The sequence below is a fragment of the Pseudomonas sp. FG47 genome (assembly GCF_057809115.1).
The window spans coordinates 1-20905 of the sequence record NZ_JBMDJI010000056.1; the positions used below are offsets into that span (position 1 = coordinate 1).

26 protein-coding genes are annotated in these 20905 nt (G+C 65.9%); 10 read left to right on the plus strand and 16 right to left on the minus strand.

The window, feature by feature from the left end; genetic code table 11:
- Positions 1–101: 101 nt before the first annotated feature.
- From ACODS5_RS23460 to ACODS5_RS23470, 3 genes are all read right to left on the minus strand, one after another.
- Positions 102–821, minus strand: a complete 720-nt coding sequence (locus tag ACODS5_RS23460; protein ID WP_134693885.1) for a thioesterase II family protein — start codon at positions 819–821, stop codon at positions 102–104.
- A gap of 4 nt (positions 822–825) precedes the next feature.
- On the minus strand, positions 826–1041 hold the full coding sequence (locus ACODS5_RS23465) for an MbtH family protein (RefSeq protein ID WP_134693884.1): 216 nt from the start codon (positions 1039–1041) through the stop codon (positions 826–828).
- Between the two features lie 80 nt (positions 1042–1121).
- The gene (locus ACODS5_RS23470; protein WP_134693883.1) at positions 1122–1370 is read right to left on the minus strand and encodes a helix-hairpin-helix domain-containing protein; all 249 of its coding nucleotides are present in this window, start codon (positions 1368–1370) and stop codon (positions 1122–1124) included.
- Positions 1371–1458: 88 nt separating this feature from the next.
- On the opposite strand from ACODS5_RS23470, the gene ACODS5_RS23475 reads away from it, so the two are divergent.
- Entirely contained in the window at positions 1459–2076 is a 618-nt protein-coding gene (locus ACODS5_RS23475) for a LysE family translocator (RefSeq protein WP_134693882.1), read from the plus strand.
- A 3-nt stretch (positions 2077–2079) separates the two neighbouring features.
- Here the strand turns inward: ACODS5_RS23475 and ACODS5_RS23480 are convergent, their stop codons facing one another.
- Positions 2080–2475 (minus strand): hypothetical protein, encoded by a 396-nt coding sequence (locus ACODS5_RS23480; protein ID WP_134693881.1) that lies wholly within the window; start codon positions 2473–2475, stop codon positions 2080–2082.
- A gap of 203 nt (positions 2476–2678) precedes the next feature.
- Complete coding sequence (locus tag ACODS5_RS23485; protein WP_134693880.1) at positions 2679–3380, minus strand: NUDIX hydrolase; 702 nt, start codon at positions 3378–3380, stop codon at positions 2679–2681.
- Between the two features lie 143 nt (positions 3381–3523).
- Between ACODS5_RS23485 and ACODS5_RS23490 the strand changes: the two genes are divergently transcribed.
- Both ACODS5_RS23490 and pncB read left to right on the plus strand, forming a co-directional pair.
- The gene (locus ACODS5_RS23490; protein WP_489109773.1) at positions 3524–4174 is read left to right on the plus strand and encodes a nicotinamidase; all 651 of its coding nucleotides are present in this window, start codon (positions 3524–3526) and stop codon (positions 4172–4174) included.
- Positions 4171–5370, plus strand: coding sequence for a nicotinate phosphoribosyltransferase (pncB, locus tag ACODS5_RS23495; RefSeq protein WP_134693878.1), 1200 nt, complete (start codon positions 4171–4173; stop codon positions 5368–5370). The genes ACODS5_RS23490 and pncB overlap by 4 nt, the downstream gene beginning before the upstream one ends.
- A gap of 86 nt (positions 5371–5456) precedes the next feature.
- Here pncB and ACODS5_RS23500 read toward each other — a convergent pair whose 3' ends face one another.
- Complete coding sequence (locus ACODS5_RS23500; protein WP_489109774.1) at positions 5457–5726, minus strand: hypothetical protein; 270 nt, start codon at positions 5724–5726, stop codon at positions 5457–5459.
- Between the two features lie 265 nt (positions 5727–5991).
- Here ACODS5_RS23500 and ppnN point away from each other — a divergent pair, with 265 nt between their 5' ends.
- Together ppnN and ACODS5_RS23510 are read left to right on the plus strand one after the other, a co-directional pair.
- Positions 5992–7365 (plus strand): nucleotide 5'-monophosphate nucleosidase PpnN, encoded by a 1374-nt coding sequence (ppnN, locus tag ACODS5_RS23505; protein WP_134693877.1) that lies wholly within the window; start codon positions 5992–5994, stop codon positions 7363–7365.
- A 242-nt stretch (positions 7366–7607) separates the two neighbouring features.
- The gene (locus ACODS5_RS23510) at positions 7608–8258 is read left to right on the plus strand and encodes a TIGR04211 family SH3 domain-containing protein (RefSeq protein WP_134693876.1); all 651 of its coding nucleotides are present in this window, start codon (positions 7608–7610) and stop codon (positions 8256–8258) included.
- A gap of 90 nt (positions 8259–8348) precedes the next feature.
- On the opposite strand, the gene ACODS5_RS23515 is transcribed toward ACODS5_RS23510, so the two are convergent.
- The 4 genes from ACODS5_RS23515 to ACODS5_RS23530 form a co-directional block, all read right to left on the minus strand.
- A complete protein-coding gene (locus ACODS5_RS23515; RefSeq protein ID WP_134693875.1) occupies positions 8349–9284 on the minus strand; it encodes a 5'-nucleotidase in 936 nt (311 codons plus the stop codon).
- Positions 9285–9315: 31 nt separating this feature from the next.
- Positions 9316–10014: an MOSC domain-containing protein gene (locus tag ACODS5_RS23520; protein WP_489109775.1), complete on the minus strand. Its 699-nt coding sequence runs from the start codon at positions 10012–10014 to the stop codon at positions 9316–9318.
- A gap of 217 nt (positions 10015–10231) precedes the next feature.
- Complete coding sequence (locus ACODS5_RS23525) at positions 10232–10501, minus strand: hypothetical protein (RefSeq protein ID WP_489109776.1); 270 nt, start codon at positions 10499–10501, stop codon at positions 10232–10234.
- Positions 10502–10602: 101 nt separating this feature from the next.
- Positions 10603–11523: a LysR family transcriptional regulator gene (locus tag ACODS5_RS23530; RefSeq protein ID WP_489109777.1), complete on the minus strand. Its 921-nt coding sequence runs from the start codon at positions 11521–11523 to the stop codon at positions 10603–10605.
- Between the two features lie 112 nt (positions 11524–11635).
- Between ACODS5_RS23530 and ACODS5_RS23535 the strand changes: the two genes are divergently transcribed.
- Both ACODS5_RS23535 and ACODS5_RS23540 read left to right on the plus strand, forming a co-directional pair.
- Entirely contained in the window at positions 11636–12370 is a 735-nt protein-coding gene (locus tag ACODS5_RS23535; protein ID WP_489109778.1) for an SDR family NAD(P)-dependent oxidoreductase, read from the plus strand.
- A 17-nt stretch (positions 12371–12387) separates the two neighbouring features.
- The gene (locus tag ACODS5_RS23540) at positions 12388–12594 is read left to right on the plus strand and encodes a tautomerase family protein (RefSeq protein ID WP_489109779.1); all 207 of its coding nucleotides are present in this window, start codon (positions 12388–12390) and stop codon (positions 12592–12594) included.
- Between the two features lie 20 nt (positions 12595–12614).
- Here ACODS5_RS23540 and ACODS5_RS23545 read toward each other — a convergent pair whose 3' ends face one another.
- On the minus strand, positions 12615–13496 hold the full coding sequence (locus tag ACODS5_RS23545) for a LysR family transcriptional regulator (RefSeq protein ID WP_489109780.1): 882 nt from the start codon (positions 13494–13496) through the stop codon (positions 12615–12617).
- A 125-nt stretch (positions 13497–13621) separates the two neighbouring features.
- Between ACODS5_RS23545 and argC the strand changes: the two genes are divergently transcribed.
- Together argC and ACODS5_RS23555 are read left to right on the plus strand one after the other, a co-directional pair.
- Positions 13622–14548, plus strand: a complete 927-nt coding sequence (argC, locus tag ACODS5_RS23550; protein WP_489109781.1) for an N-acetyl-gamma-glutamyl-phosphate reductase — start codon at positions 13622–13624, stop codon at positions 14546–14548.
- 68 nt (positions 14549–14616) lie between these two features.
- On the plus strand, positions 14617–15303 hold the full coding sequence (locus ACODS5_RS23555) for a GNAT family N-acetyltransferase (protein ID WP_489109782.1): 687 nt from the start codon (positions 14617–14619) through the stop codon (positions 15301–15303).
- A gap of 88 nt (positions 15304–15391) precedes the next feature.
- Here the strand turns inward: ACODS5_RS23555 and ACODS5_RS23560 are convergent, their stop codons facing one another.
- From ACODS5_RS23560 to ACODS5_RS23580, 5 genes are read right to left on the minus strand one after another with little or no spacing between them, the layout of a single operon-like run.
- Positions 15392–16147 carry an ABC transporter permease gene (locus ACODS5_RS23560; RefSeq protein ID WP_134693869.1) on the minus strand — a complete coding sequence of 252 codons (756 nt, stop codon included), beginning with the start codon at positions 16145–16147 and terminating at the stop codon, positions 15392–15394.
- Positions 16147–17352, minus strand: a complete 1206-nt coding sequence (locus tag ACODS5_RS23565) for an ABC transporter substrate-binding protein (protein ID WP_489109783.1) — start codon at positions 17350–17352, stop codon at positions 16147–16149. Before ACODS5_RS23565 ends, ACODS5_RS23560 begins: the two co-directional genes overlap by 1 nt.
- Positions 17339–18160 carry an ABC transporter ATP-binding protein gene (locus ACODS5_RS23570; protein ID WP_134693867.1) on the minus strand — a complete coding sequence of 274 codons (822 nt, stop codon included), beginning with the start codon at positions 18158–18160 and terminating at the stop codon, positions 17339–17341. The genes ACODS5_RS23565 and ACODS5_RS23570 overlap by 14 nt, the downstream gene beginning before the upstream one ends.
- Entirely contained in the window at positions 18157–19221 is a 1065-nt protein-coding gene (locus ACODS5_RS23575) for an acyl-CoA dehydrogenase family protein (RefSeq protein ID WP_134693866.1), read from the minus strand. The genes ACODS5_RS23570 and ACODS5_RS23575 overlap by 4 nt, the downstream gene beginning before the upstream one ends.
- 47 nt (positions 19222–19268) lie before the next feature.
- The gene (locus ACODS5_RS23580; RefSeq protein WP_134693865.1) at positions 19269–19829 is read right to left on the minus strand and encodes a carboxymuconolactone decarboxylase family protein; all 561 of its coding nucleotides are present in this window, start codon (positions 19827–19829) and stop codon (positions 19269–19271) included.
- Between the two features lie 102 nt (positions 19830–19931).
- Here ACODS5_RS23580 and ACODS5_RS23585 point away from each other — a divergent pair, with 102 nt between their 5' ends.
- A complete protein-coding gene (locus tag ACODS5_RS23585) occupies positions 19932–20849 on the plus strand; it encodes an AraC family transcriptional regulator (RefSeq protein ID WP_489109784.1) in 918 nt (305 codons plus the stop codon).
- The last annotated feature ends 56 nt before the right edge of the window (positions 20850–20905 follow it).

Consider the following 20905-nt stretch of genomic DNA (forward strand, 5'->3'; position numbering starts at 1 on the left):
GCAAGAACTCCGCTCGGCCTCCTGAAGTCGCAATTTGTGTTGCCTGAACTATCGCACGCTTAGAAGCAAAATCAAAAGCGGAGCAAGAGCAAGAGCAAGAATCAAGCAGAAAGCCGCAGCGGCTCCAAAGTACGAATGAGCGCTTCAAGCACCCGATCCTCATGCTCATGAATGAAGAAATGCCCCCCGGGAAACTTGGCCAGCGAATACTCACCCACCGTCTCTCGCCGCCACGCCTGCAACTGCTCGTCACTGGCCCGATCATCCACGCCAGCGAACACATGCAGCGGACAACTCAAAGGCGCCCGCTGCCGATAGGCGTAACGCCCACAGAGCAGAAAGTCAGCCTGCACGATCGGCAAGGTCAAACTCATCAGTTCTTCGTTGCCCAAAGCCTCCTCCGGCGTCCCGCCCAGCTTGCGCAGCTCGGCGATCAGCTCGGCATCACCGCGCGGCTCGGTCCAGCGGGGGCTGTCGTAATCCTCGCGGCGGGTGGGCGCGGCAGTGCCACAGGCAAGCAACGCCACCGGCGCCGGACAGCCCAACGCACGTAACTCGTGAGCCAACTCGAACGCCACCAGCGCCCCCAGGCTATGCCCAAGCAACGCATAAGGCGCATGAGTCGCCAGCCGCTGCTCGGCAGCCAGCTGCCGGGCCAACGCCTGCAGGTCGGTGTGCAAGGACTCGGCCATGCGCGCACCGCGCCCGGGCAATTCCAGCGGACGCACCTGCAGCCAAGCTGGCAACTTGCGCCGCCAGCGGCTGTAGACCATGGCACTGGCGCCAGAGTACGGCAGGCACAGCAGGTTCAGTGCCGACACGGCCCTACTGCGCCGCGGCCATCTGCTGGCGCAGGCTCAGCGGACGCATGTCGGTCCACACCTCGTCGATGTAAGCCAGGCAGTCCTTCTTCAGGCCGCTCTTGCCCACCGCGCGCCAGCCGTTGGGAATGGCCTTGTAGTCCGGCCAGATCGAATACTGCTCTTCATGGTTGACCACTACCTGGAACTGGATATCGTCGCGGTCGAAAACGGAAGTCATTGCCTATCTCCTTGATGATGAGGGCCGAACGCGCCTGGCGCAGGGCGGCTTTCAAGGGAACGAACAACAACAAGGGAAAATTAGCCAGGCGCGCGGGTCGACTCGCGCGCCCGGGCGATGGCCGCCTGGATCGCCGCCCGGGCCTGGGGGCTATTCTTCCAGCAACTGCTGCCCACCAGGCTCGCCGCCGCAGCGACGATCTGCAGGGCATCGGCCTCGGCCAACTGCGCCAGCGAGTCGAACCCCAGCTGCTCCAGGCGCTGCACCACGGTAGGGCCCACGCCCTTGACCGCCAGCAACTGCGCCCGCTCATCCGCGCAAAACGCCATCTCCACCTCCTTGTGCCCTTGCCACTTTGCAAGTGCCGCGGATGATGGCATATATCCCTCTCTGCCCCCACCCTCCAGGAGATTCCCCATGCTCGGCGTGACCGACTACGGCGCTTTCGTGATCGCGTTCCTCATCCTCCTGGCAATCCCGGGCCCCGGCAACTTCGCCCTGATCACCGCCACCGGCAAGGGCGGCATCAAAGGTGGCCTGGCCGCCACCTGCGGGGTGATCCTCGGCGACCAAGTGCTGATGTGGCTGGCGGTGGCCGGCGTCGCCGCCCTGCTGGCCGCCTACCCGGCCGCCTTCCACGTGGTGCAATGGGCCGGCGCGGCCTACCTGGCCTGGCTCGGTCTGCGCATGATCCTGAGCAAGCCCGGCGCGGCGCCACGCGACAGCGGCATGGCCAGTGGCCGTTACCTGCGCCAGACCATGATGATCACCCTGCTCAACCCCAAGGCGATCATGTTCTACATGGCATTCTTCCCGCTGTTCATCGACCCGGTGCGCCACCAGGGCATGCTGACCTTCGCCTTCATGGCCCTGACCGTGGCCGGGCTGACCCTGCTTTATGGGCTGGTGGCCGTGCTGCTCACCCATCACCTGGCCGAACGCATGCGCGCCAGCCCACGGGTGACGCATGCGCTCGAACGCCTGGCCGGGGCATGCCTGCTGGGTTTTGGCATCAAGCTGGCGGCGATGCGCTGAGGTTCAGGCGTCGCGCAGCAGATCGTGGGCATCGAGCAGACGGAAGGCCACCTGCGGATTACGCTCGAGGCCGCGGCGGATGGCGGCCGGGATCGCTTGGCGGGTCTTGCGGCACAGGCCCGGCTGCTGCTCCAGCTCGATGGCGATGCCACGCATGGTGCGCACTTCGTTGAGACCGGGGCTGATGTTCACGCGGATACCTAATTGCGCGTAGAGGCGCGCTTGCAGGTGGTACAGGTCGTCGAGGTCCTTGAGGTTTTCCAGGCGAGCGACCAGGCGTTTTTCTTCCTCGCGGGTAAGCAGCAGGATGCGCCGCTGCGGGCCATCGGCCAGGCGTTCGCGCCCGCAGTCACAGGCGCCTGGCGGGCATGGGTGGCGTAGAGGGGGCTGGCTGGTCATGGTGCAAGGATAGCTGCAAGGATCTTCTGTCGCCTAGACGACGCACCCGTGGGAGCCAGCCACCGCGTCGCCTGCTTCGCCAGCAAGCTGGCTCCTACCGGTCAGGCAGGTCGCAATCAGTGTAGGAGCCGGCTTGCCGGCGAACACCGGCACGGCCGGTGCCAAGCACCGCGGCGTCCGCTTCGCCAGCAAGTGACGGCGCCCTAGCCGCCCGCCAACAAACTACGGTCGAACATGAATGCCCCCGTCCCCTGCGGCGTATGACGGTACAACTGCTGCGGCCGCCCCAGCCTGGGCTGATGCTTCTCCCCGGTGTCCTCCACCCAGCCCGCCGCTCTCATCCGCTCCAGGCGTTTGCGCAGCGAGGTGCCGTTGACCGCCTGCCCCAGGCACGCCTGCGCCGCGGCCAGGGCATCCAGCACGGTAAAGCGCGCCGGCACCAGGTACAGCGGCAGGTTGCTGTACACGGTCTTGGCCGCCAAGCGCTCACAAGCGCGCTCGACCAGCAGGCGATGGTCGAACGGCAACAGCCGCTTGCGGGTCAGCAGCTCGTCCAGGTCGACGAAGGCCAGTTGCGTCTCGTCGACCTGCCCATCGGGATCGAGCAGCGCCAGGTAGTAGGTGCTCAACGACCAGCCCCGCGGGTCGCGAAAGGCATTGCCCTCGGTCCCGACCTGCTCCAGATGCCGCGGCACTACCCGCGCCTTTTCCACCAAGGCCCGCGCGGCGGCGGCGTCCAGGCTGTTGTCCGGAGTACGCCCATTGACGATCACCCCCGGCAAGGCCCACTGCCCAGCATGTGGCTCGCGCTCGCGCAAGTGCAGCAGCACCTGCAGGCGCTGGGTTTGCGGGGACAGGCGCAACGCGACGATATCCACGCTGGCCAGGACTTCTGCACTACTCACACACTCACTCCATTCCGAGGTGCCACCATATTCCACCAGGGCGATTAAATAGATCAAGGATTAAATCCATAAGAAAAGGCCACTTGACACACTTAATTTACCAGGTGGATTATATGGCCAAGCCAGCCAGGGAGAGATACCAGATGAAAATCGCCAGCTTCGACGTCGACGCCCAGAACGGCTTCACCACCAACGCGCCCCACGAACTGCCGGTGCCCGGCGGCGAGCAGATCGCCCCGGCGCTCAACGCCATGGCCCGCCGCGCCTCGCTGCGCCTGGGCAGCAAGGATGCCCACCCGGCCAACGCCGCCTGGGTAGTGGCCGACGCCGGGCAAATGCTGCAACCGCTGGCCCTGGCCAACGCCGACCTGACCTGGGTCAGCCACTGCGTCCCGGGCACCCCGGGCTTCGAGCTGCTGCCCGGCCTGCCCGCCCCCATCGACTACGACTACTTCGTGTGGAAAGGCGTCGAACCCGACCTGCACCCCTACGGCGCCTGCTATCACGACCTCGGCGAACGCCGCTCCACCGGCGTCATCGAATACCTCAAGGTGCAACAGGCGCAGGCGATCATCGTCGGCGGCCTGGCCCTGGACTACTGCGTGCGCACCACGGCCCTGCAACTGCGCCGCGCCGGGTTCGAGGTGCTGTTGTACCTGCCGGCCTGCCGCGCACTGAGCGCCGAGGGCGCCGAACAGGCCTGCGCACAGATGGCCGGCGCCGGCATCCACCTGTGTCCCGATGAACCGGCGCTGGACCGTCAACTGGCGCAACTCAAGGAGCAACGCCCATGAGCGATAGCGTTTTCGGCCCGCGGATCATCCAGAACCTGCTGGACACCGACTTCTACAAGATCACCATGATGCAGGCGGTACTGCACAACTACCCCAACGCCGAGGTGGAATGGGAGTTGCGCTGCCGCAACAACGAGGACCTGGCGCCCTACCTGGCCGAAATCCGCTACCAGGTCGAACAGTTGGCCGATGTCTCGGTGACCCACGACCAGCTGGCTTACCTGGAAAAGATCCCGTTCATCAAGCCGGACTTCATCCGCTTCCTCAGCCTGTTCCGCTTCAACCTGCGCTACGTGCAGGTAGGCCTGGACGATGCCGGGCAACTGGCGATCCGCATCCGCGGCCCATGGCTGCATGTGATCCTGTTCGAGATCCCGCTGCTGGCGATCATCAGCGAGGTGCGCAACCGCTATCGTTATCGCGAGGTGGTGATCGAACAGGTCGGCGAGCGCCTGTACCAGAAGCTCGACTGGCTCAGGGCGCAGGCCAGCGACGACGAACTGGCAGGCCTGCAACTGGCCGACTTCGGCACTCGTCGGCGCTTCTCGTACCGGGTGCAGGAAGAGGTGGTGCACATCCTCAAGCGCGACTTCCCAGGCAAGTTCGTCGGCACCAGCAACCTGCACCTGGCCCGCGAGTACCAGGTCAAGCCGATCGGCACCATGGCCCACGAATGGTTCATGGCCCACCAGCAACTCGGCCCACGGCTGCTCGACAGCCAGGCCGCCGCGCTGGAATGCTGGGTACGTGAGTACCGTGGCCAATTGGGTATCGCCCTGACCGACTGCATCGGCATGGATGCCTTCATGAGAGACTTCGACCTTTACTTCGCCAAGCTGTTCGACGGCCTGCGCCACGACTCGGGCGAGCCGCTGGCCTGGGCCGAGAAGGCCATAGCCCACTACCAGCGCCTGGGCATCGACCCCAGGAGCAAGACCCTGATCTTCTCCGACGGCCTGGACTTCCAGAAGATGCTCGAGCTGTACCGTGCGCTGAACGGCCGTATCCATGTCAGCTTCGGCATCGGCACCCACCTCACCTGCGATATCCCCGGCGTCGCGCCGATGAACATCGTGATCAAGATGACCGCGTGCAACGGCGCGCCAGTGGCGAAGATCTCCGACAGCCCAGGCAAGACCCAGTGCCGGGACGAGAACTTCGTGGCATACCTGCGGCATGTGTTCCAGGTCGCCTGAGCGCGAAACCCGTCACATGCATGCCGCTCGATCAAGCTACTCCCGGGCCCTGGCGCGCGTGTCACGCGCCAGGGCCATGTCGACAGTCACCACTGGCCGCTGGCCAGGCAACCAACGATTTCCCAACCGCTGTATTCCCACCAGGAGTAGCGCTCATCGGAGCAGCTTCTGGCGAGGCTGGCCAGCTGAACTTGCTGGGTTGCTTGCGTGGTGACGAAGGGCGTCTCAAGCGAGGCGGTAACCTGATTGGCGCTTTGCGGCGCGGTGATCGGGGCCGGGTGCACGGAAGCGTTCGCAACAGTGACGCTGAAGGTGAGCGCTGCGGATACGGCCAGGGCAGTCATGGACCTTTTCATGTTGGAAATCCTTTCAGTGATCTGACAGGCGTACAGACATTGGCTTGGCCTGCCAAGATCGCAACAGGCCAGGCTATCGACAAAGCTACCACCGCCGGGCTTGCGGCACAGTCGCTCAACTGTGCTATTGACAGGCCCCTGCCCAGGGCATGCATTCGCACCGCCCGTCGCCGCCAAGGTTTTTCACCCGCCCCCTCGTTGCCACGCACGTTTGCTTGTATGGTGTTGTCCAAGAAGGATGTTTTACCCGCACAGGAAAGACCAGATGCCCCAACGCAATGTCATCAACGCCTCCGTCAGCCCCAAGGGCAGCCTGGAGACGCTGTCGCAACGTGAAGTCCAGCAACTGAGTGAAGTCGGTACCGGCAGCCTCTACACCCTGTTCCGCCAGTGCGCCCTGGCCATCCTCAACACCGGCGCCCATGTCGACAACGCCAAGACCATCCTCGAGGCCTACCAGGACTTCGAGGTGCGCATCCACCAGCAGGACCGCGGCGTGCGCCTGGAGCTGCTCAACGCCCCGGCCGACGCCTTCGTCGATGGCGAGATGATCGCCAGCACCCGCGAGATGCTGTTCAGCGCCCTGCGCGACATCGTCTACACCGAGAGCGAACTGGCCAGCCAGCGCATCGACCTGGAAAGCTCCCAGGGCATCACCGACTACGTCTTCCACCTGCTGCGCAACGCCCGCACCCTGCGCCCCGGCGTCGAGCCGAAAATGGTCGTGTGCTGGGGCGGCCACTCGATCAGCAGCGAGGAATACCAGTACACCAAGAAGGTCGGCCACGAGCTGGGCCTGCGCAAGCTGGACGTCTGCACCGGCTGCGGCCCGGGGGTGATGAAGGGCCCGATGAAGGGCGCCACCATCGCCCACGCCAAGCAGCGCATGCACGGCAGCCGCTACCTGGGCCTGACCGAGCCGGGCATCATCGCCGCCGAGGCGCCCAACCCGATCGTCAACGAACTGGTGATCCTGCCGGACATCGAGAAGCGCCTGGAGGCCTTCGTCCGCGTCGGCCACGGCATCATCATCTTCCCCGGCGGCGCCGGCACGGCGGAGGAATTCCTCTACCTGCTGGGCATCCTCATGCACCCGGACAACCAGGACCTGCCGTTCCCGGTGATCCTCACCGGGCCACGCAGCGCCGAGCCGTTCCTGCTGCAACTGCATGCCTTCGTCGGCGCGACCCTGGGCGAGGCGGCGCAGCGGCATTACCAGATCATCATCGACGACCCGGCCGAAGTGGCCCGGCATATGGTCGAGGGGCTCAAGGCAGTCAAGCAGTTCCGCCGCGAGCGCAACGACGCCTTCCACTTCAACTGGCTGCTGAAGATCGACGGCGGCTTCCAGCACCCGTTCGACCCGACCCACCAGAACATGGCCGACCTGGCCCTGCGTCGCGACCTGCCGCCCCATGAGCTGGCGGCCAACCTGCGCCGGGCGTTTTCCGGGATTGTCGCCGGCAACGTCAAGGACAAGGGCATCCGCCTGATCGAGGAACACGGGCCGTACCAGATCCGCGGCGACGCGGCGATCCTCGACCCGCTGGGGCGGCTGTTGCAGGCGTTCGTCGACCAGCACCGGATGAAATTGCCGGGTGGCGCGGCGTATGTGCCGTGCTATCAAGTGGTTACCTGATAGCTTCACCGGCAAGGCCGGCTCCTACCCTGATCGCATGTAGGAGCCGGCCTTGTCGGCGAACAGCCCGCTGAATCGCCATCAATACGCCATTAGCTTTTGCAATATCCTGCAGACATTTCCCACTCCGGGCGGTGAACCTGCCTACAAAAAAACGGTCTTTCGCTGACGGTCAATTCACCCGACCGGATCAGCGGCCCAGTCATCGGGCCTTCATTCGTCCTGTTTCAGCGAAGACCAGCATGCCAGACATCCAGCCAGCCTCCCCTGCCCTCACCGCCCTGCGCGGCGGCCTGATCACCGCCCTGATCACCCTCGCCGCCCCGGCCCATGCCGAGGATCCGGCCAGCGACGCACGCTGGGTCAGCGACAGCCTGAGCACCTACGTGCGCAGCGGCCCCACCGATGGCCATCGTATCGTCGGCACGCTCAAGTCAGGGCAGAAGGTGACGCTGGTGAGCAGCCAGGGCAATTACAGCCAGGTGCGTGGCCAGAGCGGCGACCTGGTGTGGATCCTCAACAGCGACTTGCAGGCCGTGCCCGGCCAGAACGAGCGCCTGCCGCAGCTCGACGCCCAGGTGGCCGAGCTGTCCGGCCAGCTCAAGACCATCGACGACAGCTGGAAGAACCGCGTGCAGGGCATGCAGGAAACCCTGGATTCGCGCAAGGCGCTGATCGACGAGCTGGAAACCCGCAACAAGGCCCTGAACGAACAGCTCGAGCAGAGCCAGTCGACGTTGCGCGACACCCAGGCGCGCCTGGGCGACGAGAACAAGCAGGTGATGATGCGCTACATGGTTTATGGCGGCAGCATCGCTGGCGCCGGGCTGTTGGCCGGGCTGATCCTGCCGGCGCTGACCCGCGGGCGCAAGCGTAACGACCGCTGGTTCTGATGCCCCTGTTCATGGCAGCGGCTGTGCCGGTGTTCGCCGGCAAGGCCGGCTCCTACCTCGACCGCACCGACGCAAGCTTCGCGACCAGGTTCAAGCAGGGCGGTTGCTTACACCGAACGGGATATGCACCGAAGGCGCCACGGTGCGGGTGCTCTTCAGGTGTCCGGACTGGTCGTCGAAGAAGATGTGCGGCTTGAGCACCTGCAACACCCGGCGCTTTTCGATGCCACCCAGGAAGAAGGCATCGTTGGCCATCACTCCCCAGCTCTTCAGGGTATTCAGCGCGCGCTCGTGGGACGGTGCGTTGCGCGCGGTGACGATCGATACTCGCAAGCGGTTTTCGTAGCCGGGGTGCTCCAGCTTGTACTGTTCCTCTGCCGCCTGGATCCGCGCGATACGCACGAAAAATTCCTTCAGCGGCCCGGGGTTGTGCGGCTGGGCGACGTTGATCACCTCGTGGGCATGGAAGCTGCCCAGCCCGCCCGATTGCATCACCGCCTCCGACTCATCACCGGCCAGCACGCCGTCGAAGTCGAAGGCGATTCGCAGGTTGTCGTCGCTCTCGTCATCGTCGAACTGCGAATCAAGCACCTGGCCGGCCGGGTGACCAGCCTTGATCGCCGCGTCCACATGCTGCTTGTCGGCGGACAGGAACAGGGCGATGTTCAGTGCGGGGATATATTCGTAGGGTGAACGGCCCTGGGTGAAGATCGCCCGGGTCATGTTCAGGCCGTAGTGCTCGATGGTCTTCATCACCCGCATGCCGGTGTCCGGGTCGTTCTGCGACAGCAGCACCACTTCCACCAGCGGGTCCTCGGGGTCCTCGCGCAGGTCGTTCAACGCCAGCAGGCGCTTGATGAAGGGATAGGCGATACCCTTGCCCAGCGGCACCTCCAGATGTTGCTCCTGGTACTTGCGGTATTGCGCTTCACCGTCGCGGCGAAATACCGCGTCCGACTCGCTGAGGTCGAACACCGCGCTCGAGGCCACGCCAATCACCAGGCGGTCGTCTAGTTCGAAGGGCATGCACGCTCCTTGTCTTGTAAAAGTGCAACCGTCAGCCTTTGCTGCGGCCTTCCAGCCGCGAAGCCCAGTCCTCGACCTCGCGCTGCTCCAGGCGTTTTTCCAAGGTCCGGCGCCAGTTCGGCACCAGTGGTAGCGCCAGGCATTCGCGCAACAGTTCCGGCTCCAGGCGCTTGTCGAACAGCACCGCCGAAAGCCGCGCCACCGACCATTGTCCATACGGGCGCTCGACCAGTTCCAGGGCATCGCCCGCCGCTACCTCGCCTTGTTCGAGCACCCGGTAGTACCAGCCTGTGCGTCCGCTCTGCTGCACCCGCAGGGCCATCTGCGCCACGTCGAAACGGTCGTTGAGCTTCCAGCACGGCATGCGCCCCTGGGAGATTTCCAGCAACGCGGTGCCGACCCGAATGCGGTCGCCCAGGCAGACATCCGACTCACGCCAGCCGCTGCTGCTGAAGTTCTCGCCGAAGGCGCCTGGCTGCTCCAGCAACGGGTGCGCGCCGAGCTCGGTGGCCCAGTCTGCGTAGTGGTCACGGGGGTAGTGATGAATCGCCTTCTCGACGCCGCCGTGCACGCGCAGGTCGCCCTGCTCGTCACCGGCCAGGCCGAGGAAGGTCACCTGCAAGCGACCTGCACGTGGCTGTTTGTCGATGGCGCTGTGCGAGCCTGGACGGGTAAAGGGCCGGGCACTGCCGGTGAGCAGGCTGTCGAGGCGTGAACTGGACGGGAGCATGCGGCGGTCTCGTGCAAAGGACCGGGCGAGCTTACACCAGAGCGACCACGCGCCCAAGACAGATACGCAACTGGTAGGAGCGGCCTTGTGCCGCGAAAGGGCCGCGCAGCGGCCCCAACTATTGGGCCGTGACGCTGAGACCCTGGGGCTGCTTTGCAGCCCTTTCGCGGCACAAGGCCGCGCCTACAGAAAGGCAGCGAAAGGTAGTTGCCAGCCGCTACTTGCCTCGGGCCTTGTTGTAGATGGTCTTGGCCTGCTCGGTCGAGGTCACGCACTTGCCCATGTCGCCCTTGTCCCGGGCGTCCTTGGCGGCCTTCAGGTGCTCCTTGTAGTCGTGGGCCATGCCGCCATGCAACCCGGGACCATCGGTCTTGAGAATGTTGTCCAGCTCGGCAATTCTCGCATCGCAGTTGGTCTTGGCGCTGTCTTCGGCATGGGCGGCAACGCTGAGCACCGAAGCGATCACTAGCAGTGTCATGGATTTCATGGAGCGTTCTCCTGGGAAACAACCTGACTGCTGGAAAGTACGCCGGGCTGAATGTCGGCGCAGCAAGGAGCATAGCCGTGCATCGCTTGCCATGCCTCATGTCAGCCCAACGGCACGGCGACCTCGGCGACCAGGAAGTCGATGAACACCCGCACCTTGTGCGGCATGTGCCGGGCCTGTGGGTAAACCAGCATGAACGGGCGCGAGGTGCCGCCGAACTCACCCAGCACCTCCACCAGCTCGCCCTTGGCCAATGCCGCCTGCACGGTGAACCGATAAGCCTGCATCAGGCCGCCGCCATGGCGCGCCAGGGTGGTGGTGGCGAGGAAGTCCCCTTGACAGGTGAATGAGCCATGGGTTTCGAGCTCGATGACCTCGTCGTCCTGACGGAAGGTCCACGCCGGGCGACGCCCGCTGCTGGGTAGCTCGAACTGGATGCACTCGTGCCCGAGCAGATCGGCCGGCGTGCGCGGAGTGCCGGCACGGGCCAGGTATTCGGGGGTCGCGACGATGACCAACTCGGCGTCCTCCAGCCGGCGTGCCACCAACCGCGAATCGGCCGGCGCGCGGCCACGGATCGCCAGGTCGAAAGGCTCTTCGGCGAAATCGACGTTGCGATTGCTCACGTGCACATCCACCTGCACCTGTGGGAAGCGCTGGCGAAACCTCGGCAACAACGGCAACAGGCGGCAATGGGCGTAGGGGGTGGGCGCGCTGATGCGCAGGCGACCGCTGGGTTCGAGCTGGCCACCGGCGACCTGGCGCTCGGCCTCGACCAGTTGCCCCAGGGCCTGGCGGCAGTGCTGGTAATAAGCCTGGCCGGCCTCGGACAGGCGCATCTGCCGAGTGGTGCGCACGAACAGGCGCACACCCAGGCGCTCCTCCAACCGGGCCACCGAGCGGCTCACCGCCGCCGGCGTGACGCCGGCCTGGCTGGCCGCCTCGGTGAAGCTACCGGCGTCGGCGGCCAGGCAGAACAGCTCCAGACTGCCCAGTTGCAAATCGTCGAAATGGCGACTCATGGCGAATCCATTAATTACATGGTGTATCGATTGAAATGCCATGCGCCTTATTTTTCAAGCGCGCCTTGCCGCCTAAAGTGGCTCCACCCACGATCAACCGGAGTTCACCCCCATGCGCACAGCACGAACCGTCATCATCACCGGCGCCTCAAGCGGCCTGGGCTTCGCCCTCGCCAAGGCGTTCCTCGAACGCGGCGACAATGTGGTCGGCAACGCCCGCACCGAGGCGCGCCTGAGCGAGGCCGCCACCCGCCTGGGCAACCCGCAGCAGTTCATCGGCGTGGCCGGTGACATCGCCGAGAAAGCCACCGCGCAGCGGCTGGTCAACGCGGCAATCGAAGCCTTCGGCCAGGTCGATATCCTGATCAATAACGCCGGCATCTTCATTCCAAAGCCAGTCACCGACTACACCGAGGCCGATGTCAACGCGCTGGTCGACACCAACCTCAAAGGTTTCTTCTACCCCGCCCAGGCGGCAGCGCAGGTGATGCAGGCGCAAGGGCACGGCCATATCGTCGCCATTACCGCCTCGGTGGCGATGCAACCGGATACCCGGGTCCCGGCGCTACTGCCGGTGCTGGTCAAGGGAGGCCTGAACCAGGCGGTCAAGGGCCTGGCCCTGGAGCTGGCGGGCAGTGGCGTGCAGGTCAATGCCGTGGCGCCGGGCATCATCGACACCCCGTTGCACGGCGACACCGCCAAGGACCTGGGAGTGCTGTCGCCGAGCGGACGCATCGGCCAGCCCGAGGATGTGGTGGGTGCCGTGCTCTACCTGACCGACGCCCGCTATGTCAGCGGCGTCATCCTGCCGGTCGACGGCGGCAGCACCGCCGGCACCTGGCACTGAACCTGGAGATCCCCGCCATGCCATATGTTCATATCCGCGTGACAGACGAAGGCGTGACCGCCGAACACAAGCGCCTGCTGATCGAAGGCAGCACCCGGCTACTGGAGCAGGTGCTGAACAAGCCACCGGCGAGCACATTCGTGGTGATCGAAGAAGTACCGACCGACAACTGGGGGGTGGGAGGTGAAACCGTGACCCGACTCCGGCAGCGCGAGCGGAGTTGATGCCTGACGTGGCGACGGGCTCATTGTTGCAACCGGCCCAAGGCTGCCAGCACATGGGCTGTCGCCCGCTCCAGGTCAGCGTCTCGGCAGGCAATGCCCAACTGGCGCCACATGCCTGGGCGCAACGGTCGCCGCAGGATGCGCGGATCATGCTGGCCACCCTCGCCCTCCTGCGGCAGCAACGTCGCGCCGTATCCCGCCGCCACCAGGCTCTTGATCGCATCGTTGAAGTTCAGCTCGATACGCGCCTTGGGGTACAGGCCCGCCGCCGCGAACCACTCGGCGGTCACTCGCGACAGCTGCGTGGTGCTGTCGTTGAGGATCAGCGCCCTGCCAGCCAACCAGGCCGGCGTCACCCGCGCCGGTGGCTGCCAGTCGGCAGGCACATAAGCCATGATCGGGTCGCGCCGCCACGGCGTGACCCTCACCCCTTTGCCCGCCACCTGGGGCAACGCCACCAGGCCGATGTCCAGGCTGCCTTCGCGCAAGCGGGCAAGCGAGGCCTGGGAAGTGAGCACCTGGACCTGCACATCGATACCCGGATGATCCACCCGCAAGGTGTCCAGGGCCTGGGGCAGCAAATGGGCAATGGCGCCGGTGGAAGCACCCAGGCGTACCCGACCGCTCAAGCCTTCGACCTGCCGGCGGACCTCATCCAGCGCCTGGTCGGCATCGGCCAGCAGGCGCCGGGCACAGGCCAGCAGCGTCTCGCCGATGACCGTGGGACGCACCTGGCCTCGGGCGCGGGTGAGCAAGGCCGCCCCCACCCGCGCTTCCAGCTCGGCCACATGCAGGCTGATAGTCGGCGGCGCGAGGTTGAGCTGGCGGGCGGCATCGGCGAAAGAGCCGTGATCGGCGATCACGACCAAGGTACGCAGGCGGTCAAGGCTGATTTCGCGCATGGAGCTCCAGAAGGGTTCACGGGAATTGTTCATAAATTCTGAATCTCAACTTCATGATATTCAAATTTTCTTTCAGAACGACACCGACGAGCATGGTGCCATCTTTCCTTGAGCGAACCCTTACCATGCACCAGCCCCTCGTTTTCATCGACGGCGACCAAGGCACCACCGGCCTGCAGATCCACGCACGCCTGCACGGCCGCCAGGACCTGCGCCTGCTCACCCTGCCCGAGGCAGAGCGCAAGGACCCGGCACGTCGCGCCGAGGCGATCAACAGCGCCGATATCGCCGTGCTGTGCCTGCCGGACGACGCCGCCCGCGCCGCGGTGGCGACGATTCACAACCCGGCGCTGCGGGTGATCGACGCCAGTTCCGCCCACCGCACCACACCGGGCTGGGTGTACGGCCTGCCAGAGCTGGACGCGCAACAGGCCGAGCGCATCGCCCGCGCCACCCGGGTCAGCAACCCCGGCTGCTACCCCACCGGCGCCATCGCCCTGCTGCAGCCGTTGGTCAAGGCCGGGCTGCTGCCAGCGGACTACCCGCTGAGCATCCATGCCATCTCCGGCTATTCCGGCGGTGGCCGGGCGGCGGTCGAGCGCCATGAGCAGCGTAGCGAGGGCTACCTGCCGGCCTTGCAGCTGTATGGCCTGGAGCTGGCCCACAAACATGTGCCGGAGATCCAGCAGCATGCCGGGCTCAGCGCGCGGCCGGTGTTCGTGCCAGGCTACGGCGACTATCGCCAGGGCATCGTGCTGAACATCCCGCTGCAACTGCGCCTGCTACCGGGCGTGAGTGCCGAACAGCTGCAAGCCTGCCTGGAACATCACTACCAGGGCGCGCGCCACGTGCAGGTCATGCCGCTGCACCAGCACGGCGCTGCGCCAGCACTGGACCCGCAAGCGCTGAACGACAGCAACGACCTGCGCCTGGCCCTCTATGCCAACCCCGAGCACGGGCAGGTATTGCTCACGGCGGTGTTCGACAACCTGGGCAAGGGCGCCTCGGGGGCGGCCGTGCAGAACCTCGAGCTGATATTGGCAGCCCTGTAGCCGCGCAGCGAAGCCAGACAGCGGGTAGAATAGGCACCCCTCACGTTGCACCCGGAGCCCTACCCGCGATGTTCATCCTCCGCCGCCTCGACGGCGTGCCGCCCGAATCCTTCCAGAACCAGATCCGCCAACTGGTGATCGACCACGTTGGCCAGCTCAGCAGTGTCGCCATCAGCCCGGACAACCCGCTCTACCCGCTGTACCAGTACGGCGTGGGCCTGGAGGTGCACCAGTACTTGATGGCCCTGGACGGCACTCGCGGCCTGGCGGTCGAGCTGATCCTGGCGCTGGATGCCGAGGCCCCGGACCAGTTGCTCGGTTTCGCCCTGGCATTACCGGCCCAGGATGACTCGCAGGCCTGCGCCCTGGCGTTTCTGGCGGTGGACGCCGGCCATCGCCGCCAAGGCGTCGCCCGCGGCCTGCTGGATGACCTGCGCGGGCGCTATGCCTGTGTCGAACTCAGTGCCTTCCCGGCGCAGGTGCCGTGGTTCGAGGCCATGGGCCTGCAGGTGGTGGCCAGCGCCGGCCCGCAGGTGTTGATGAGCAGCACCGGCCACGCCAGCGGTGCATTGATCGGACGGTTGGATATCACGCCGATCTACCAGACCGTCGAAGTCATGCAGATTCACGCCTACCTGCTCAAGCAGCATGGCGACGAGGCGATGATAGAAGCGGAACAGTTGCGCGATGAGCGCCTGGACGCCCTGGCAGAACAAGCCCAGGCCTGCGCAAGGCAGCGTCTTACCCGGCATTGATGGTCGCCGCTGTTCGCCGGCAAGGCCGGCTCCTACAGTATCCGAGACCTACCTCGGCCTATAGGAGCCAGCCTCACTGGCGAAGAGGCTAGGCATGCACCCAGCGCCGATGCAGCCCGCGGGCCAGGGCATCGAGCATGAAGCCCAGCACCCCGATCAGCAGCACCATGGCCATCAGCTCGGAATACGCCAGGCGGTCGCGGGTATCAAGGATGAAATACCCCAGCCCCGCGCTGACCCCGAGCATCTCGCACGGCACCAGCACGATCCACAGGATGCCGATGGCCAGGCGCACGCCGGTCAGCACATGGCCGATCACCCCCGGCACGATCACCTTGCACAGGGTTTCCCAGCGCGTGGCGCTGAGGCTGCGCGACAACTGCAACCAACGCGGATCGAGCTGACGCACTCCGGCGGCAGTGTTGAGCAGGATCGGCCACAGCGCGGCGAACGCCAGCAGGAAGTAGATCGGCTGGTCGCCCACGCCCATCAGCATCACCACCACCGGCATCCACGACAGCGGCGAGATCATCCGCAGGAACTGGAACGCCGGCGTGGTCGCCGCCTCCAGATGACGATAACTGCCCACCAGCAAGCCCAATGGCACCCCGATCAGCAGCGCCAGCAGCAAGCCGACCAGGATGCGCTTGAGGCTCACCCAGATATGCCCGTACACCTCGCCCTGGCCCAGCAATTCCAACAAACTGGTCAACGTGGCCTGGGGCGAAAAACGCGCCGACAGGCCATCGGCCGCGCCAAACACCTGTACCCCTGCCCACCACAGCACCAACAGCACCGCCAGGCCAACCAAGCCCAGGGCGCCATGCACGACATGCCCACGCATCAGACCGCGAACTCCTCGCTACGCTGGAAGTTCTCGGCGATGCCGAACGCCGCCGGGCCGCCCACCGCCTCGATGGCCTTGCGCACGAAGCGCTCGTCGACCAGGTCGCGGGCAGTCTGCGCCGGGTCCAGGCCGGCGAGGAAACCGCTCTGGCCCTCGATCAGGGTGTTCTTCAAGCGCTTGACCAGTTCCTCGGTGTAGCTGGGGAACGGGTATGGCTGGAAGTCGATGCGTTTTTCATCCCACTGCTGGTGCTGGATCGCCCCGCTGGCGATGTAGCCGGCCCGGTCCTCGGCGGACGGCGCCAGGACCTTGGCCAGCACCGCCGGATCGTGCGGGGTGTACTTGTTGGGGCCGGCCTTGGACAGCAAGGCGGCGGCCTCGGCGCGGTGCTCGCGGGTCCATTGCTGGGCCTTGACGATGGCGTTGACCACCTTCTGCGACCATTCGGGGCGGTTGTTCAGGTCGTGCTCGTGCATGAACACCACGCAGCAGGCATGGTTGCGCCAGACGTCACCGGTGAAGCGCTGCACACGGCCCACCTTGAGGTTCTCGGCCAGGGCATTGAACGGCTCGGCGACGATATAGCCGGCGATGCGCTTGCTGGCCAGGGCCGGTGGCATGTCCGAAGGCGGCAGCACCAGCAGGTTGACCTCGTTGTCGGCCAGCTGTGCGCTGGCCGGCTTGGACACAGGCTTCAGGCCATTGTCACTGAGCATCTGCTGCAGCACCACGTTGTGGATCGAGTACCAGAACGGGATGGCCACGGTCTTGCCGCCGAGTTGCTTCATGTCGGTGATGTCCGGGGCCACGGTCAGGCCCGAACCACCGACGTGGTTCCAGGCCACCACCTTGGCCGGCACCTTGCTGCCGTAGCGCGCCCACACGGTCATCGGCGACAGCAGATGGATGACGTTGACCTGGCCAGAGATGAACGCTTCGATCACCTGGGCCCAACTGCGCAGCAGCACCGGGCGTTCGGCCTTGATGCCCTCGGCCTCGAACAGGCCATTGTTGTGCGCCACCAGCAAGGGCGTGGCGTCGGTGATCGGCAGGTAGCCGATGCGCACCGGGGCGTCCGGCTCGGCGGCGGCGCGCGCCTGCAGGCTGGACAGCAACGGCAGCGCGCCGGCGGCGGTGAGCATGGCGCTCAGCTTGAGAAAGTCGCGACGCGAGGTGGTGGAGCAGCAGTCATCCATGCACATGGACAGCCTCCGAGGGCAAGGGAGAGGGAGTGGTTTGGGCTGTGCGGCTTGCCCGCCGAAGGGTCTTGAGAATCTCGATACGCAGCGCGCCCAGCTCCTCGACCCGTTGCTCGCGGGGTTGCGCCAGGTCGATGTGCCACTGGCCGAGGGTGCGCGCTGGGTGGTTGCCCAGTAGCAGCACGCGATCGGACAGCAGCAAGGCTTCGTCGATATCGTGGGTGATCAGCACGGCGGCGGTGTTGTGGGTGGCGATCAGTTGCAGCAGCAGTTGCTGCATGTCGGCCCGGGTCACCTCGTCCAGCGCGCCGAACGGTTCATCGAGCAGCAACACTTCGGGCTGGCGCGCCAGGCAACGGGCCAGCGCGGTGCGCTGGGCCATGCCGCCGGAGAGCTGCGCCGGATACTGGCTGCGGGCGTGGGCCAGGCCCACCGCGTCGATGGCATGCTCGATCCGCGCCCGGCGCTCGGCGGCCGGCAGCTTGGGCTGGCGCGCGAAATCAAGGCCGAAGGCGACATTCTTTTCCAGGCTCAGCCAAGGCAACAGGCTTGGGTCCTGGAAGGCCACCGCCAAGCGCGGGTGCGGCCCTTGCAGCGCCTCGCCGTGCAGGCTGACGCTGCCACCACGGGGCTGCTGCAGGCCGGCCAGCACCCGCAGCAGGCTGGATTTTCCGACCCCGCTGGGGCCGAGGATGGTCACCACCTCGCCTGGCGCCAGGCTCAGGTCGAACTGCTCCAGCACCGCCTGCCAGCCGCCCGCGCGCGGGTAGCCCAGGCTGATGTCGCGGGCCTCGAGCAACACCTCGCTCATGCGGCGGCCGCCTGGCGTTGCAGTTCGGCGCGCAGCTGCACCAGGCTTGGGGTGACGATCGGCACAAACGCCGACTCGCGCCAGCGCCGGGCAAAGCCTTCGCCGTAGGCGCTCAGGTAGGCCTTGCCACCGCTGGCCTGCAATTCCAGTTGCACGGCATCGGCGGCGCTTTCGGCGAGGGTGATGCGCAGCTTGAACAAGGCCGCCGGCTGGCCGAGGAAGCGCCCGTCGAGCAAGCCCTGCTTCAGCTCGCCGACGGTATTCTGCAAGCGCTGCAGCAGTACCTGGCGCGCCTCTTCGAGGAATGAACCGCGACCTTGCAGGTGCGCCTGCACTTCATCCAGGGCACGCCGGGCCAGGCCGATGGCCATGCCGCATTGCAGGGCGAGGAACGCCGGGCGCACCTTGGGCAGGAATTCGCGGGCATTGTCGTGCAGCAGCCAATCGCGGCCCAGCGCTACCTGATGGAACGCCAGCGCCGCGGTATTGCTCGACTGCAGGCCCATCAGTTGCAAATCGTCGGAGCGCTCCAGGCCCGGGGCCGTGGAGGGTATGGCCAGCACGAACGGCGCGCCACCGGCGTCATCCTCGATCGCCGCCGCCACCACGAAACCGCTCTTGCGCAGGTTGGTCACCCAGTGCAGGCGACCGTCGAGGTTCCAGCCATCGGCCTGGGGCTGGCCACGGACCTGCAAGGCCTCGATGCCGGACAGGTACTTCATGGCGTTGGACAGCCCGGTGGCGCCAGCCAGCTCGCCCTTGAGCAACTCGGGCAGCAGTCGCTCGCGCAGCGCCTGGTTGGGGCTGTGCAGCAGGTATTCGATAAAGGCGCGCTGGCCCCAGCAGACGAAAGCCGCGGCCAACGAGCGGCTGGCGATGGCGGCGATGGCCTCGACCGCGTCGCTGACCTGGCCACCCGAGCCGCCCAGGGCCGGGTCGATTCCGACGCGCAGCAGTTGCGACTCGGCGATGTGCGCCAGCACCTGGTGCGGATCGCACTGGCCCTGGTCGATGGCTTCGGCATTGGCGTCCAGCCATTGGCCAAATGCGTGATCAAGCATGTCCCTACTCCTGTTGAAACGCCGGACGCGCCGGCACCAAGCCTCGATCAGGCCGAAGGCTGCCAGCGGTATTTGCTCAGCTCGTCGTTGAGCGGCGTCTGGGCGAACACATTAGCAAAGTTGCACAGGGTAGCGAGACTCACTCCGAGAATCACTTCCAGGGCATTGCCTTCGCTGAAACCGGCGTCGCGCAAGGCTTGATAGGTGGCGTCGCTGACATTGCCACGAGTGGCGATCACTTCGCGGGCGAATTCGGCCAGGGTTTCGTAGCGCGCATCAGGCAGTTCGCCACGGGCGCGCAGGGCATCGACCACCTCCTGGGGCAGCTTGGCCTTGTTCAGCGCCACGGCGGTGTGGCCGGCGACGCAGAAGTCGCAACCGTGCTGGGTGGCGGCGATCAGCTGCACCACTTCGCGCTCGGCCAGGGTCAGCTCGGACTTGCCATTGAGCGCCGAGACGGTGACGTAGGTTTCCAGGGCGGCCGGGGCGTTGGCCAGGATGCCCAGCAGGTTGGGGATGAAACCGGAGTTCTTCTGCGCGCTCTCGAGGAACGGACGTGCGGCTTCCGGGGCGGTCTGCAGGCTGTGTAGAGTGATGCGCGCGGACATGGAGTGGTCTCCTTTGATGTAGGTCGCTACAGTCTGTTGGTTATAAGAAGTAGCATCCATATTCATCAGTCGCCTTTCCTTGCTCCAGAGTCCTTGCATTAGATGATTTCATCCAGCCACCTTGTCGATTGGTTATTAGAAGGCCTCGAACTCGATGCCAGCCTGTTCCATGTCGGCCGCTACTGCGGTGGCTGGCACGCCAGTACCCATGGCCTGGGCCGGGCCAGCTTCCACCTGGTGGTGCAGGGGCATTGCTGGCTGCATATCGACGGCCAGCCCGAAGCATTACGCCTGGAAAGCGGCGACGCGGTGTTCCTGCTGCGCGACCTGGCTTACCGGCTGTCCAGCGACCAGGACCCAGCCGTCGCCTGCGCCCAACCACGCCAGGCCATGCAGGCGCTGGACAGCAACGCCAGCGACGGCGCTGGCCTGGTGTGCGGCTTCTTTCAGTTCCAGTCGGGCTTGTCGTCATTGATCGTCGAAGGGCTGGCGGACTGGATTCTGCTGCGCGCCGACGACCCGGCAGGCACTGCGGCGCGGGCACTGTTCGAGCTGATCCTAGAGGAATGCCGGCGCGCCCCGCAGCCGTCGCAGACGCTGCTGGAGCGGCTGACCCATTTGTTGTTCCTGTATGTGCTGCGCCAACAGGTGCACGCCGGACAGTCACTGGGCGGGCTGGTCGCCCTCGCCCGCCAGACGGCCTTTGCCGGCTTGCTGGAGCGGCTGATCGAGACGCCGGGGCAAGCCTGGACACTGGAAAGCATGGCGGCCTGCGCGGGCCTGTCGCGTTCGGCGTTCTTCAAGCGCTTCAACGAGCTGGCCGGGCAGTCGCCGGGGCAGGTGCTGCTGGCGTTGCGCATGCGCCACGCGTGTCAGTTGCTCAAGGCGGGCAATACCGTCGAGCAAGTCGGCGCGCGGGTAGGCTATCAGTCGGTGGCGGCATTCACCCGGGCGTTCGCCAAGGCCGTGGGGGTGCAGCCTGGCGCCTATCGCAAGCAGCACGAAGGCCGAGCGCCGTAACCGGCGTAGGAGCCGGCTTGCCGGCGAACACCGGCACAGCCGGTGCCATGCACCGC

Coding starts and splice junctions, on each gene's coding strand:
- ACODS5_RS23570 (WP_134693867.1), bottom strand. CDS start 18,160: ATGAGCGAGGTGTTGCTCGAGGCCCGCGACATCAGCCTGGGCTACCCG.
- ACODS5_RS23540 (WP_489109779.1), top strand. CDS start 12,388: ATGCCATATGTTCATATCCGCGTGACAGACGAAGGCGTGACCGCCGAA.
- ACODS5_RS23490 (WP_489109773.1), top strand. CDS start 3,524: ATGAAAATCGCCAGCTTCGACGTCGACGCCCAGAACGGCTTCACCACC.
- ACODS5_RS23520 (WP_489109775.1), bottom strand. CDS start 10,014: ATGCTCCCGTCCAGTTCACGCCTCGACAGCCTGCTCACCGGCAGTGCC.
- ACODS5_RS23560 (WP_134693869.1), bottom strand. CDS start 16,147: ATGCGTGGGCATGTCGTGCATGGCGCCCTGGGCTTGGTTGGCCTGGCG.
- ACODS5_RS23580 (WP_134693865.1), bottom strand. CDS start 19,829: ATGTCCGCGCGCATCACTCTACACAGCCTGCAGACCGCCCCGGAAGCC.
- ACODS5_RS23565 (WP_489109783.1), bottom strand. CDS start 17,352: ATGTGCATGGATGACTGCTGCTCCACCACCTCGCGTCGCGACTTTCTC.
- ACODS5_RS23535 (WP_489109778.1), top strand. CDS start 11,636: ATGCGCACAGCACGAACCGTCATCATCACCGGCGCCTCAAGCGGCCTG.
- ACODS5_RS23500 (WP_489109774.1), bottom strand. CDS start 5,726: ATGAAAAGGTCCATGACTGCCCTGGCCGTATCCGCAGCGCTCACCTTC.
- ACODS5_RS23470 (WP_134693883.1), bottom strand. CDS start 1,370: ATGGCGTTTTGCGCGGATGAGCGGGCGCAGTTGCTGGCGGTCAAGGGC.
- ACODS5_RS23575 (WP_134693866.1), bottom strand. CDS start 19,221: ATGCTTGATCACGCATTTGGCCAATGGCTGGACGCCAATGCCGAAGCC.
- ppnN (WP_134693877.1), top strand. CDS start 5,992: ATGCCCCAACGCAATGTCATCAACGCCTCCGTCAGCCCCAAGGGCAGC.
- ACODS5_RS23555 (WP_489109782.1), top strand. CDS start 14,617: ATGTTCATCCTCCGCCGCCTCGACGGCGTGCCGCCCGAATCCTTCCAG.
- ACODS5_RS23530 (WP_489109777.1), bottom strand. CDS start 11,523: ATGAGTCGCCATTTCGACGATTTGCAACTGGGCAGTCTGGAGCTGTTC.
- ACODS5_RS23545 (WP_489109780.1), bottom strand. CDS start 13,496: ATGCGCGAAATCAGCCTTGACCGCCTGCGTACCTTGGTCGTGATCGCC.
- ACODS5_RS23465 (WP_134693884.1), bottom strand. CDS start 1,041: ATGACTTCCGTTTTCGACCGCGACGATATCCAGTTCCAGGTAGTGGTC.
- ACODS5_RS23480 (WP_134693881.1), bottom strand. CDS start 2,475: ATGACCAGCCAGCCCCCTCTACGCCACCCATGCCCGCCAGGCGCCTGT.
- ACODS5_RS23515 (WP_134693875.1), bottom strand. CDS start 9,284: ATGCCCTTCGAACTAGACGACCGCCTGGTGATTGGCGTGGCCTCGAGC.
- ACODS5_RS23585 (WP_489109784.1), top strand. CDS start 19,932: ATGATTTCATCCAGCCACCTTGTCGATTGGTTATTAGAAGGCCTCGAA.
- argC (WP_489109781.1), top strand. CDS start 13,622: ATGCACCAGCCCCTCGTTTTCATCGACGGCGACCAAGGCACCACCGGC.
- ACODS5_RS23525 (WP_489109776.1), bottom strand. CDS start 10,501: ATGAAATCCATGACACTGCTAGTGATCGCTTCGGTGCTCAGCGTTGCC.
- ACODS5_RS23475 (WP_134693882.1), top strand. CDS start 1,459: ATGCTCGGCGTGACCGACTACGGCGCTTTCGTGATCGCGTTCCTCATC.
- ACODS5_RS23510 (WP_134693876.1), top strand. CDS start 7,608: ATGCCAGACATCCAGCCAGCCTCCCCTGCCCTCACCGCCCTGCGCGGC.
- pncB (WP_134693878.1), top strand. CDS start 4,171: ATGAGCGATAGCGTTTTCGGCCCGCGGATCATCCAGAACCTGCTGGAC.